The following is a 14,018-nucleotide window of genomic DNA, read 5'->3' as shown; positions in this document are numbered from 1 at the left end:
GTACACAAAGCTGAAGGTTCATACCCAGGTGGTGTTCACCTTGAAATGACTGGCCAGCACGTGACTGAATGTACTGGTGGTGCATATGGCTTATCTGATGAAGATTTAGCACAGCGCTACCGCACTCAGTGCGACCCACGCCTAAATGCAGATCAAGTTTTAGAACTAGGTTTCTTAGTTGCTGATTTATTAAAAGACGCACGTAAGTAACACTAAGTTATCCAAAAAAGGCTGCATATTGCAGCCTTCTTTAATGTCCGATACTAAAATAAGTTAGTACTTACGTCTTTCAAGACCAGTATCAGATATAATCTTTGCAGAAATTTCTTCTACTGAATGATGAGTCGAATTTAAAAATTGAATCTTCTGTTTTTTATAAAGCATTTCTACTTCACGCACTTCGATACGACACTGTTTTAAAGACGCATATTTTGAATTAGCCATACGACGCTGGCGAATATCGGCAAGGCGAACAGGGTCAATCGTTAAACCAAAAAGTTTATGTTTGTAAGCTTTTAAACACTCAGGCAGGGTGCCTCTTTCTAAATCATCTTCTGTCAGCGGGTAATTCGCCGCTTTGATACCATATTGTAATGCCAGGTATAAACTAGTTGGTGTTTTACCGCTTCTGCTAACACCTACTAAAATAATGTCGGCTTCAGCATAGTTTTTAATGTTAGCGCCATCATCATTGGTCAACGCATAGTTAACCGCATCAATACGAAAATCATAACTTTTCTCGTGCATCGAATGCGTTCTATGAACCTTTGGTACTGGCGCAACTTTTAACTCTTGAGAAATTTTATCACTGTATTGTGATAAAAAGTCATAACACACCGCGCAAGACGATTTAATAATTTCACTTAGCTCGTGGTTTACAAAAGTGAAGAACACGAGTGGCTGTTCTCCATCACGTTGCGCTGTTGAATTAATTAAGTTCTTAACTTCAATTGCTTTTTTTTCTGTTTCAACAAAAGGAATTGTTTTGTGATTAAACTCAACAGGAAACATAGATAAGGTCGCATGACCAAAGACTTCAGAGGTGATTGCTGTTCCATCAGAAATATAAAATGCAGTTCTCATATTTAACCTTTTTATTACCTTTATCTGCAAAATAGGGGCTTCACGGTTTACGTGAGGTCTGTTGCCAGTGTAGAATGACTACGACCTTTTTAGAAGGTTTTCTTTCTTAACTCTCACAGTTAGTACTACAATTTGTTTATGGAGAAGATCCGTGCAAGAATACGTTCTCTGGTATCAAGAGCTTGGTATGCAAGATGTTCCTCGTGTTGGCGGTAAAAACGCTTCACTTGGTGAAATGATCTCAAACCTAGCTAACGCTGGTGTTCAAGTGCCAGGTGGTTTCGCTACAACCGCTGATGCATTCAATGAGTTTCTAGAGCAATCTGGATTAAACTCAAAAATCCACGATATTTTAGACACATTGGATGTGGATGATGTAAATACACTCGCTAAAGTCGGTGCCGAAATCCGCCAATGGATTATCGATACACCATTCCAACCTAACCTAGACCAAGCCATCCGCGACGCATATAGCCAACTACACGGCGACGCATCACAAGATGTTTCATTTGCAGTTCGCTCATCTGCTACAGCAGAAGACATGCCAGACGCTTCATTCGCAGGACAACAAGAAACGTTTTTAAACGTACGTGGTATTGATGCAGTAATGACTGCAATCAAACACGTGTTTGCCTCACTATTTAATGACCGCGCTATTTCTTACCGTGTTCACCAAGGTTATGATCATCGTGGTGTTGCATTATCAGCTGGTATCCAACGCATGGTTCGTTCAGATAAAGCAGCTTCAGGTGTTATGTTCAGTATTGATACTGAATCTGGCTTTGAAGATGTTGTATTTGTCACTTCAAGCTATGGTCTTGGTGAAATGGTTGTACAGGGTGCTGTAAACCCAGATGAATTTTATGTTCATAAACCAACTCTTGCTAACGGTAAACCAGCGGTAGTTCGCCGTAACATTGGTTCAAAAGCAATCCAAATGATTTACTCAGCGGATGAATCACATGGTAAGCAAGTTGAAATTGTTGACGTAGATTCGTCACTTTCAAACAAATTCTCAATCACAGATGCTGAAGTTCAAGAACTTGCAAAGCAAGCTGTTATTATTGAAAAGCACTACGGTCGTCCAATGGACATCGAGTGGGCAAAAGACGGCAACGACGGTAAACTTTACATCGTTCAAGCACGTCCAGAAACAGTTCGTTCAAACGAAGACGCTAACGTTATGGAGCGTTTCCAATTAAATGGTACAAGCACAGTTGTTGCTGAAAGCCGTGCAATTGGTCACAAGATTGGTTCAGGTACTGTACGCGTACTAGATTCAATTGATGAAATGGACAAAGTACAACAAGGCGACATTCTAGTTACTGACATGACTGACCCAGACTGGGAGCCAATCATGAAACGTGCCGCTGCGATTGTTACAAACCGTGGTGGACGTACTTGTCACGCGGCAATCATTGCTCGTGAATTAGGTATTCCTGCAGTTGTTGGTTGTGGTAATGCAACTGATTTAATTAAAGCAGGCCAAGATGTAACTGTATCGTGTGCCGAAGGTGACACAGGTTATATCTACGAAGGTATTTTAGATTACGAAGTACTTACTTCACGTGTTGATGAAATGCCAGAATTACCAATGAAAGTTATGATGAACGTAGGTAACCCTGATCGTGCATTCGACTTTGCTCGCTTACCTCATGCCGGTGTTGGCCTTGCGCGTGTTGAATTCGTAATCAACCGAATGATTGGTGTTCACCCTAAAGCACTTCTTAATTTTGATGCGCAATCTGACGAGCTAAAAGCTGAAATCTCAGAAATGATGGCAGGTTATGAATCACCTGTAGAATTCTATATTTCTAAGCTTGTTGAAGGTATTGCAACACTAGGTTGTGCGTTTGCACCTGAGCGTGTCATTGTTCGTATGTCTGACTTTAAGTCAAACGAATATGCAAACCTTGTTGGCGGCCAGCAATATGAGCCAGAAGAAGAAAACCCAATGATTGGTTTCCGTGGTGCAGCACGTTATATCTCTGAAGACTTCCGTGACTGTTTCGCTTTAGAGTGTGAAGCGATTAAACGTGTTCGCAACGAAATGGGTATGACTAATATTGAAATCATGATCCCATTTGTTCGTACGCTTGAAGAAGGTAAGCGCGTTATTGAATTACTTGAAGAACATGGCCTTAAACGTGGCGAAAATGGTCTGAAAGTAATCATGATGTGTGAATTACCATCAAACGCGTTACTTGCAGATGAGTTCTTAGAATATTTTGATGGTTTCTCTATCGGTTCAAACGACTTAACTCAGTTAACATTAGGTCTTGACCGTGACTCAGGTTTAATTGCCCATCTATTTGATGAGCGTAACCCTGCAATCAAGAAACTATTATCAATGGCTATTCAAACTGCTAAAGCAAAAGGCAAATACGTAGGTATTTGTGGTCAAGGTCCTTCAGATCATGAAGACTTTGCAGCTTGGTTAGTTGAGCAGGGCATTGATTCTGTTTCTCTAAACCCAGATACAGTATTAGAAACTTGGTTATATCTTGCTAAGAAATTAGCCGACTAAGTACTTTATTTAATTAAAATAATGATTCTGATATAAAAAATGCCAGCACTTAGCTGGCATTTTTGTAGCTCAATTAGAAATCAGCGAGCAAGTTTTTTATCGATATAAGCACATGACTTAGTCAGAGCCTTTTGGCACAAGGTTAAATAATCACGCGCTTTAGGATAGTAAAAAGATAAACAGAAAAGTCCTGCAATAAAGAAGATCAGCGACGGTCCGGGAATAATAACAAAAACTAAACCCAATAACATGCACAAGGCACCTAAACTGATTAATGCAATTTTTTTCATCTGACTATCTCATTTGCTGCTTTAATACACAGTATAAAAGTATTGCCCCCGAAATCGATAAAAAGAGTGTTACAAACTGTAAAATCTTCAATTTATCTTAGCTATTAGCATGATATAATTTGCAAAATGCCTTAATTTATCACCGTCATGATAGCAACAATAAGCCAACAACAAGCCACCACAGAACTCGTTTCTAATTACTTAGATACAATACAAAAACAAGGTTTTAGTGGTGATACCGATGCAAGCTTTTCTACACGTTTAAGTTTATCAACCGATAACAGCGTTTACCAACAGGTACCTCAAGGTGTCATCTTTCCAAAGTCAGCAAAAGACATACAACTTGCTATGCAAATTGCTTCTCGTGATCCGTTTTTATCACTGACTTTTGGTCCACGCGGAGGTGGTACAGGTACTAATGGTCAATCGCTAACCCCAGGTATAGTTGTTGATTTATCTCGCTACATGCGTGAAATTTTAGAAATCAATGTCGAAGAAAACTGGGTGCGCGTGCAAACGGGTGTAATAAAAGACCAATTAAACGACTTTTTGCGTCCTTACGGTTTTTTCTTTGCGCCCGATTTATCAACAAGTAACCGTGCAACAATCGGTGGAATGATAAATACAGATGCATCAGGTCAAGGCTCTTTGGTTTATGGCAAAACAAGTGATCACGTTTTAGGCCTAACAACTTATCTTGTTGATGGCACTGAAATGTCAACAACCCCTATGCCTATTGAAAAAGCAAAAGTAATTGCTGAACAAAACACGACAGTAGGTAAGTTATATAAAACAGTTCTTGATATTGGCCTTGAGAATCGAGACGCTATTTTAGAAAAATTCCCACGTTTAAACCGTTTTCTGACCGGCTACGATTTAGAACATATTTTTTCTGATGATTTACAAACCTTTGATATGAGCCGATTAATTACTGGCTCCGAAGGTTCATTAGGTATAGTTACTGAAGCAAAACTAAATATTACGCCCATTGCTGAATTTAAAACATTAATCAATATTAAATACGATAGCTTTGATTCTGCACTTCGTCATTCACCCTTTCTAGTCGCAGCAAATGCAACTTCTGTAGAAACAGTCGATAGCAAAGTACTTAACCTTGCTCGAGAAGATATCATTTGGCATTCAGTATCGGACTTAATAACCGATGTTGAAAACAAAGATATGCAAGGGCTCAACATGGTTGAGTTTAATGCGGTTTCACCAGAAGACATTAAAGATAAAGTAGACACTCTTTGTAAGCTACTCGATGAATGTGTTGAAAAACAAACTAATGGCGTGATCGGTTATCAGTTAACGAATGACAAAGCTGATATATTAAAAATTTATGCAATGCGTAAAAAGTCAGTGGGCCTTTTAGGAAATGTAAAAGGCAGTCAAAAACCGTTAGCTTTTGCTGAAGATACTGCAGTACCACCAGAAAACTTAGCCGATTTTATAGTCGAGTTTCGTGAACTTCTCGATAACCACAACCTTCAATATGGTATGTTTGGCCATGTTGATGCCGGTGTATTACACGTACGACCTGCTTTAGATATGTGTGATCCAGAGCAAGAAAAATTACTTCGCCATATTTCAGATGAAGTCGTTAAACTGACTGCAAAATATGGCGGATTGATGTGGGGTGAGCACGGAAAAGGATATCGAAGTGAATATGGCCCTGAATTTTTCGGCGAGCATTTATTTACACAACTTCGAAAAATCAAAGCGGTATTTGATCCAAATAATAGAGTAAACCCAGGTAAAATCTGTACGCCAATTGAAAGTAAAGACTCACTCGTTTCTGTTGATGATCAAAAGCGTGCCTGGTTCGACAAAGAAATTTCTATCGATGTTAAAACTGAATTTAATAACGCGATGACCTGTAATGGTAATGGTCTGTGTTTTAACTATGATGAAAAATCACCAATGTGTCCATCTTATAAAGTAACAGGTGACCGCCGTTATTCACCTAAAGGTCGCGCAAGTTTAATGCGCGAGTGGTTGCGCCTTCAAGAGTCTGAAAATATTGATTTACTCAATGTCGAAAAAGAATTAGTTAATGGCGAAGTAATCACTTGGTGGGAGCGCTATCAACATAGTCGCGATAAGAAAAAAGGCGTTTATGATTTCTCTCATGAAGTAAAAGAATCAATGGACGAGTGTTTAGCTTGTAAAGCATGCACTACTGCTTGCCCAATCAAAGTTGATGTACCAACATTCCGTTCACGCTTTTTAAATTTCTACCACAGTTATTATGCGCGCCCAGCAAAAGATTATTTAGTAGCAGGCATCGAACAAACTGCGCCGGTGATGGCAAAATTTGCTAAAGTGGTAAATCCAATAGTAAATACAAAACTTGTTTCAGGATTAATTAAAAATACCATTGGTTATGTTGATACGCCAAGTTTAAGCATACCGCAACTTTCTAAACGTATTTCAAAAGATCAGCATTTTAATTTTGAATTACTTAATTCACTTTCAAAAGAACAACAAGCTGAATATGTACTGATAGTACAAGATCCATTCACGAGTTTTTACGAAGCCGAATTAGTCGAAAGCTTTATTAAAGTCATTAAAGCGTTAGGCAAAAAACCTATGCTATTACCATTTAAACCTAATGGTAAAGCACAGCATGTAAAAGGGTTTTTAAATGAATTTAAAACAACAGCAAAAAATGCTGCTGAGTTTTTAAATTCACTCAGTGAAATCAATGCTCCTTTAGTTGGGCTCGATGCATCTTTGGTTATGTGTTACCGAGATGAATATGTGTCAATTTTAAAAGAGAACCGTGGAGATTTTAAAGTTGAGCTTGCGCATGAATGGCTTCAAACGCAAAACTTTAAACAAGTTACTCTTGCCACTACAACGAGTTCGCCATTTAAATTGTTGAGTCATTGTACTGAAACAACAGCAATGCCGAATGCATCTAAAGTTTGGCAAACCATTTTTGCTGATCTAAATTTACAGCTTGAAACTACCAGTACGGGTTGTTGTGGTATGGCAGGAACGTACGACCATGAAAAACAAAACCAAGAAAATTCACGGGCTCTTTATGAAATGAGTTGGCAACCAATTATTTCAAGTAATGAGCCTGAAACTATTTTAGCAACTGGCTTTTCTTGTCGTAGCCAAGTGAAGCGCTATGAAAAATTTAAACCAAAGCATCCACTGCAATTAATTGCAGAGCTACTTTAAGTTGTAAAAATAAAAAAGGCGCTCAACGCGCCTTTTTTATTGGTAACTTTTTGCTATGGGCTTGGTACTCATGCCATGAATGAACACACTAAATAAAATGGTTGTTAATGTTACTGTGGCAATTTGTTCTTTGTTTTCAATTACTGTATCCATCACCATTAAAGTGAAAACGATAGACGCCAAACCTCTTGGACCAAACCACGCAAAAGTAAATTTGTCTTTGAAATTTAGATTAGTAAACATAAGTGAAAGGAGTACCGGCACAATTCTAAAAATCGTCACACTTAATAACGCATAAAAAATAATTGACCAAGTGATATCATTCACAATTAAGTGACCACATACAAAACCGAATAAACACCAAATTAGTAGCGCAACAAATTCAGCGATATGCTCAGAGTCTTTAACTAGTGTTGAACGAATTTTTTTAGGTGCTAAGTAATCAAATAAAAGCCCCGAAACAAAAACAGCAATAAAGCCACTGCCATGAAAATTTTGTGTTAAAGAGAAAATAGCCATGACTAAGCCAATCAATAAAAATGGACTGCTATTATTTGCAAAGTAATGACGTGCTAATGCTATTTTTAAAAGTGGAATAAACACAGCCATCGACACGCCTGCAACAATAAGTGCTACACCTAACTCTCTTGCAAAAACAAGTAAAGTATCAATTGTCGTTACAGCACTTTCTGGATTTTGAGCTAATAAAAGTAAAATTAAAAAGATGGGTACGCAAAGGCCATCGTTCAAACCACTTTCCGTATTTATTCCTTCGCGAACTTTCTCTGGAACCGATGTGCATTCTAAAATTCCTTTGCTAAGCGCGGCATCAGTCGGCGTTAAGATTACCGCAATCAAAGCAGATTGAAAAAGTGATAACTCCGAAAAGAAAAACAACCCGCCAGCTACACCTAACAGTAATGTCATCGGCAAAGCAACAAAAAGTAACAGGCTAGGGTACTGATAACTATGTTTTAATACGGGAAGTTTTGATTTGGCGGCATCGGTAAATAAAAAAATACTTAAGGTTAATTCAACCAAAGGTAAAATGTCACTGAGTCCGGCTTCGCCTAACTTAAACTCACTCGGCAAAAAGTAAGACATTGCAATTCCGACCAACACAAAAAACATTGGCCCGGTAATTTCTGTTCGCTCTAATTGCCGAATCGTCAGTGAATAAAATAATAAAGCTAAGCCAACTGATGCCAGTATTGTATATTCCATTACACTTTCCTTTTTATTCCGGACTTTGCACGTTCTTTTATATTTGTTTGAATATAGATTTGATCTGTCGTAGCAATTTTTGCATGACCTAAATCTTCAGATAAATGTTTTAGCGGTCTTGTTTGGGCATCGTGTGTTGCACCGGTATGTCTTAACCAGTGAGCAGTGACCGCTTCAAGTTGTTCCGCATCATCTTTAAAGCCGTCATCTAAAAGAGATTGTTTTGCTAAATCAAAACTTTGCTGAACCAAACGACGAATTTGACGAACAGTCATTCCACCTTTACCACGAATTTTATGAACTAACGGCTCAGCTTCATCAACGCGGGGCAGGGCAGGTAAACCACGGTAAAGCCTATAACGTTTTAGATATGATATAAAATCTTCACTTAAGGTAACATCACGTAATTTATTGCCTTTACCCATAATTCTTAGAAACCAAAAACCATCATTATCTTGCCAAAAATGTGACATAACGGGTGACCACTGAGGGCGCTCGGATAACTCAGATATTCGTAAGTACAATCCTTTTAAGCAAGCAAGTGTGAATAAATTTCTTTCTAAATCAGGTTGTTGTTCACATAAATCACGAGTAACACCAAAAACATATTCCCATTGAATATCACTAAGTGTATCGGGAATTTTAATTTGCGATTGCACAACTAAGTAAGGGCTATTCTTTTTAACAACCGGTACAAAGTTAGCAAAGGTTTTTTCTTCTAAAATTGCGAACTTATAAAAAACATTTAAAGCTGTAAACATAGCTGCGAGTGTTTGTTGGCTAGCAATATTTTCTTTATTGATGAAAGGGCGCCAATTTGTATTTAGTCGTCTTATGCCTTGTTCATCTTTATAACGCCATTGCACTGAACTTGACAACCAGGCTGAATCTGGTTCAACCATAAAATCAACATAGGCTTCAATATCTTCACGTTTTAGATCAAATACCGATTTTTCAGCAAACAACCACGACCATAAACAAAAACGCTCAAGCTCATTTCGAAAACGATTAAATGTGGCTTCTGATTTTCGGTCATACACATATAAAAACTGATAAACAAAAGCTAAGTCATTTTTTGATTCAGCAACAGTCAATCCAACTTGATGTATAAAGTGTTCAAGTTCTGGATATTCTGTTGCAAGAGTATCATCTTCAAGATGGGCAATTTGGTAACGCAGTTGTTTTAGTGTATCGACGAGAGCAACGAGCATAATGATGTAATATCTTGTAAAATAGCTAGTTATAAGATTACCATAAAGTCCGATACTGTCTAGTATTGGACTTAATATATCTATAGTATTTGCAAAATTAACTAGATTGCCATACTAATATTCAAGGAATATGTATGAAAAAGTTTATCGCTATTAGTTTAGTTTTAATCACTACAATTTTAACCGGTTGTGCTACAACAGGAAGTGCATCTCCCGATGAAAAACGTGCTTTAGTACAAAGCATGAAAAACAATACATTAAGTGAGCTTTACGCTCAAAAACCTGATGTTAAACAACAAATTGCTAACTCTGCTGGTTATGCGGTTTTTGATAATGCCAATGTAAATGTTGTTTTAGCCAGTTTTGGCGGTGGTTATGGTGTAGTAAAAAATAACTTAACCGGTAAATCAACTTACATGAATATGGGTGAAGCAGGTTTAGGCTTAGGTTTAGGTGTTAAAGACTTTAATGTTGTGATGGTTTTTCATAATCAAGCAGCAGTAAATCGCTTTATTGAACATGGTTGGGCATTCGGTGGAAATGCAGATGCAGCAGCAAAATATGAAGATAAAGGTGGTGCTTTAGTTGCCGAAGCAATTGCCGACCAAGTAACTGTTTATTCCTTAACCGAAAATGGCCTTGCGTTACAAGCGGTACTTAAAGGCACTAAGTTTTGGGTAGATTCTGAGCTAAATTAAGCTATTTTAAACCCTTCTAAAAGTGGGCTAGTTAGTAACCTAACTCCCACTTTTAATTATTTTATTCAATTTAACATAACTTAATTTATGGGTAATTAAGTATAATTTGTTTCTAGTAGTTAATTTACTTGTTTATATCTATTTTACTATCTTTTATGAGTACTCATTTATCGCTCTTTCAATTAATAAGTTCTTTGAACAAATAGCTAGTTGTTTTTTATAGTTCTCAAGAGATTAGTTTGTTATGCGTAATTATTTTTAATGTATTACTCTAACAGTTTAGATGTTAAAGCTTTTTATATTTTTAGCATTTAAACCTATCTCGTATATCTGCTCTTGCTTTGCTTGCACAATGCCCATTCAAAATAAACGACCTAATTTTGATAACTTTATATCTTTTCATTTGATGTTCCACATCAGAAGTAGTTCGGGGTTTTTTAAGTTATCTCTTCTTACACCTCCTAGGAAAATTCAGATTTCTTGGATAAACCATTAATTAAACTTAACTTTTCATTTTCATCTTAGTAGCATATCCATACTTTAATACTAGAAGAGTTGCTCTTTTAACATTTTATGCATTTTCTTCAAACTTTATAACTATAATTATTAGCAGGTCCTATGAGAAAGTTTATTTTGCTGACAATTTTTTTGTATTTGGGATGGGAATATTACGTTACAAATAATGGTGGTACATCTATTACTGAGGTAGTCAATAGCCGTGTTATAGCACCTTTAAAAGCACGCTTTAATAAGAGACAACAAAAACGCTTCTCTACTAATGAAAGTTATTTCGAATGTGATGGCAGACAATACTGTAAGCAAATGACATCCATTGAAGAAGCCTATTTTTTCAATAGGCATTGTCCAAATACTGATTTAGATAGTGATTATGATGGTGAGTTATGTGAAGGTGATCCTAGGTTTTAATTTCTATAGTTTAACTTTAATTCTAAATTCTATTTAGAATTAAAGTTTTCCTCCGCATTTACGAAAAATATGAATTTTCTTAATTCCATATCAATTACTTAGGTGTAAATTGATATAGGACAAAACTTATTTAAATAAGACTTTCCTTGTTTATTTCACAATAATAATATCGGCAATAAACAATACTTTACTATTATAATTATTCTAAAAAAGTGAACAGCACTGTGAATAGCCAACTAATAAATAGCAATGAAGTTAAATTTTCTGAATCATCTATCCTATTATCAACTACAGATTTAAATAGCAATATTACTTATGCCAATGATGAATTTTGTAAAATAGCCGGATATTCCCTCGACGAAATGGTGCATAAACCACACAATCTCGTTCGTCATTCTGATATGCCAAAGCTTGCTTTTGCTGATTTATGGCACCATCTTAAAAATGGTCAATCTTGGATGAACCTGTTAAAAATCGATGTAAAAATGGTGATTACTACTGGGTGAATGCCTTTGTAACACCTATTAAAGATAAAACTGGTAATATCATTGAATTCCAATCAGTCAGAACCAAACAGAGTGATGAAGTTGTACAAAGAGCAACTGCTGAATATGCAAAAATAAACAACAACCAAAAGTCTCATGCTACAGCAGTAAAGTATGATGCCACTCTTTACATAAGTGCCCTGTTGCTAATTAGCTTTTTATGCTCGCTGGCTGCCCTATTCAGTGCTGGATTTAATATTTTTAATTGTGTACTTGTACTATTTTTAGCATCAGCTAATGGGCTTATGTATTTTTGGCGCCAAAAATATTTAGCACTTATTAGTAAAGCAAAACAAGTATACGATAACCCCATAATGGCTTACCTGTATTCTGGTACCAATGATCAATCTGGCTTTGCATATCTTGCACTTGAGATGCAAAAAGCAAAACTAAAAGCAGTTGTTGGCCGTGTGAATGATGTTAGTGTGGGTGTTAATTACAATGCCCAACATTGTGCTGAGTCTGGCCATAATGTTACGGAGCTTTTAAATAAACAAACTGACGAAGTTTCACAAATTGTTGTAGCAACAGAACAAATGACCGCTTCTATTGATGAACTTTCGTCTAGCACGATGAAATCAAGCCAAACTTCTGAGTTAACGAATCAAGCAACAGAAGACGGTTCACTTGCTGTTAGACAAACTATAAATTCAATTAGTGAACTTGACGAAAAACTCAATGCCGCAAGCAATTATGTAGAAAACTTAATCCAAGGAAATCAAGATATTGTGGCAATTCTTTCTGAGATTAATGCCATCGCAGATCAAACTAATTTACTTGCTTTAAATGCGGCAATTGAAGCAGCCCGCGCAGGTGAGCATGGCAGAGGGTTTGCGGTAGTTGCAGGAGAAGTACGAGCTCTAGCGTCTAGAACTCAGCAATCAACAGAAGAAATTAGCAATGTATTAAATCAACTCACCCACGCTTCGAAACAAGCACAAATTGCCATGAATGACGGACTAGATTTGTCGGCCAAAAGTGTTAAGCTTGCCCATCAAAGTGGCGATAGTTTAGACCATATTAAAGCGCAATCAATCAAACTAAGTGAGCTTAATAGTGTTGTAGCCCAAGCGATAAAAGAACAGCTAACGGCAAGTCAATCGATCGCAAGAAATATAACAGCAGCTCAAGATTTTGCTCATGACTGTAAAGAGCTTGATTAAACTTCGCAGCAACTTTGTGAAGCATTACTCAGTAAAGTGACAGAACAAACATCCTTGATTAGCCAGTTTAAGTAGTTAAAGCAAAACCACGATTATTTGATAAGGTTTATTTTCGGTGTGTGCTTATTCGTACATACCGTATCAAATGCCTCTGCTAGCCGTTCGGTTTCTTTGAATACTTGTTGCCAATATTTGATTCGTATATCAGCATCAAGTTCTGTAAAGTCTTTACGATCGGGAATTTTTCCATAAGGTAATGAAGCGACAAATTCCGCTGATGGGGTGATCATCACTACGTTATCATAGTTACTCGGGGTAATACCGCGCTTTAGGCTCTTATCAAACCAACCTGCCTTTGGGCTATTATTGAAATGCGGATATAATATGAGCCCGTCATTATGAATACTTAAGTCAAAGTGATAATCGATAATACCGCCATCACGATACATACCTGGTGGTGTTCCTGTTATATTTTTAATGCCTTGCATCACTAATGGAATAGAGCCTGAAGCAAGCAAAGCATCCGCTAAATTATCTTCGCTTAGCTCTATAGTATGGGTATTGAAAGTATTGTTATCGGAAAACGATAATTGACTATCTGCAGGCTGAAATACATAACGCTCGTATTGCTTGCTTAACAAACGCCTATTCATTCTATTGACTAAGTAGCTTTTAGATAACCCCATTAACTGCATCACTTTGTTTTCTGATGCTGTAAAGCCATTCGATTTTGCAACGATAAAGTGAGCTTTAAAAATAGGGTTGTTAATGATTTCTTGAATACCATTTTCAGCAAAAACAGTGCTTAATAACTCTCGTGCTTTTGTTGTTATTTCTTCTGGTTTTGCTTTATTCGATGAATAACGTGTTTCAGAGTATGACTTTGCTAATCGCGATATTGCAGCAACAGGGTCATTTTGTGCAAAACAGGCAGCTCTAAATGCCCCTGCACTTGATCCTAATAAGTTTAAAGGTATGGTACGGTCTTTAAAAAATTCACCAAAGAGATATTTATCCAAACCAAATAATGTAAACCATTTGGGTCCACCGCTTGCCCCTAAAAATGTATTGAACAAATCGGCAGACAGGCCTTGCTCTTGAATTACTTTTGCAGCACTTGGCCCTGCATAAATATCTATCATGGTTACTTTTCTCGTT

12 protein-coding genes are annotated in these 14,018 nt (G+C 37.0%); 7 read left to right on the top strand and 5 right to left on the bottom strand.

Annotation, left to right across the window (positions count from 1 at the left end):
- Positions 1–210: 3-deoxy-7-phosphoheptulonate synthase (locus tag ACRWSG_RS22060; protein WP_462167534.1), on the top strand; the 210-nt coding region annotated here is incomplete at its 5' end.
- 63 nt (positions 211–273) lie between these two features.
- On the opposite strand, the gene ppsR is transcribed toward ACRWSG_RS22060, so the two are convergent.
- Positions 274–1,083 carry a posphoenolpyruvate synthetase regulatory kinase/phosphorylase PpsR gene (gene ppsR, locus ACRWSG_RS22055; protein WP_054553333.1) on the bottom strand — a complete coding sequence of 270 codons (810 nt, stop codon included), beginning with the start codon at positions 1,081–1,083 and terminating at the stop codon, positions 274–276.
- Between the two features lie 151 nt (positions 1,084–1,234).
- Here ppsR and ppsA point away from each other — a divergent pair, with 151 nt between their 5' ends.
- Positions 1,235–3,610: a phosphoenolpyruvate synthase gene (gene ppsA, locus ACRWSG_RS22050; protein WP_462167533.1), complete on the top strand. Its 2,376-nt coding sequence runs from the start codon at positions 1,235–1,237 to the stop codon at positions 3,608–3,610.
- 80 nt (positions 3,611–3,690) lie between these two features.
- Here ppsA and ACRWSG_RS22045 read toward each other — a convergent pair whose 3' ends face one another.
- A complete protein-coding gene (locus ACRWSG_RS22045; protein ID WP_054553331.1) occupies positions 3,691–3,900 on the bottom strand; it encodes a PGPGW domain-containing protein in 210 nt (69 codons plus the stop codon).
- 147 nt (positions 3,901–4,047) lie between these two features.
- Here ACRWSG_RS22045 and ydiJ point away from each other — a divergent pair, with 147 nt between their 5' ends.
- On the top strand, positions 4,048–7,092 hold the full coding sequence (ydiJ, locus tag ACRWSG_RS22040; RefSeq protein WP_462167532.1) for a D-2-hydroxyglutarate dehydrogenase YdiJ: 3,045 nt from the start codon (positions 4,048–4,050) through the stop codon (positions 7,090–7,092).
- A gap of 36 nt (positions 7,093–7,128) precedes the next feature.
- Here ydiJ and ACRWSG_RS22035 read toward each other — a convergent pair whose 3' ends face one another.
- On the bottom strand, positions 7,129–8,316 hold the full coding sequence (locus ACRWSG_RS22035; RefSeq protein WP_054553329.1) for a cation:proton antiporter: 1,188 nt from the start codon (positions 8,314–8,316) through the stop codon (positions 7,129–7,131).
- Positions 8,316–9,527, bottom strand: coding sequence for a tyrosine-type recombinase/integrase (locus ACRWSG_RS22030; RefSeq protein ID WP_462167531.1), 1,212 nt, complete (start codon positions 9,525–9,527; stop codon positions 8,316–8,318). The genes ACRWSG_RS22035 and ACRWSG_RS22030 overlap by 1 nt, the downstream gene beginning before the upstream one ends.
- Before the next feature lie 134 nt (positions 9,528–9,661).
- On the opposite strand from ACRWSG_RS22030, the gene ACRWSG_RS22025 reads away from it, so the two are divergent.
- The 4 genes from ACRWSG_RS22025 (at position 9,662) to ACRWSG_RS22010 (ending at position 12,860) form a co-directional block, all read left to right on the top strand.
- Entirely contained in the window at positions 9,662–10,225 is a 564-nt protein-coding gene (locus ACRWSG_RS22025) for a lipid-binding SYLF domain-containing protein (RefSeq protein ID WP_054553327.1), read from the top strand.
- Positions 10,226–10,843: 618 nt separating this feature from the next.
- A complete protein-coding gene (locus ACRWSG_RS22020) occupies positions 10,844–11,152 on the top strand; it encodes an excalibur calcium-binding domain-containing protein (protein ID WP_054552227.1) in 309 nt (102 codons plus the stop codon).
- A gap of 224 nt (positions 11,153–11,376) precedes the next feature.
- The gene (locus ACRWSG_RS22015) at positions 11,377–11,658 is read left to right on the top strand and encodes a PAS domain-containing protein (RefSeq protein ID WP_462167530.1); all 282 of its coding nucleotides are present in this window, start codon (positions 11,377–11,379) and stop codon (positions 11,656–11,658) included.
- The gene (locus ACRWSG_RS22010; RefSeq protein WP_462167529.1) at positions 11,607–12,860 is read left to right on the top strand and encodes a methyl-accepting chemotaxis protein; all 1,254 of its coding nucleotides are present in this window, start codon (positions 11,607–11,609) and stop codon (positions 12,858–12,860) included. Before ACRWSG_RS22015 ends, ACRWSG_RS22010 begins: the two co-directional genes overlap by 52 nt.
- Before the next feature lie 92 nt (positions 12,861–12,952).
- Here the strand turns inward: ACRWSG_RS22010 and ACRWSG_RS22005 are convergent, their stop codons facing one another.
- Positions 12,953–14,002 carry a patatin-like phospholipase family protein gene (locus ACRWSG_RS22005; protein ID WP_235377391.1) on the bottom strand — a complete coding sequence of 350 codons (1,050 nt, stop codon included), beginning with the start codon at positions 14,000–14,002 and terminating at the stop codon, positions 12,953–12,955.
- Positions 14,003–14,018: the final 16 nt, after the last annotated feature.

The organism is Pseudoalteromonas sp. GB43 (assembly GCF_054923805.1).
This window is presented reverse-complemented; position numbering and strand designations above follow the sequence as displayed.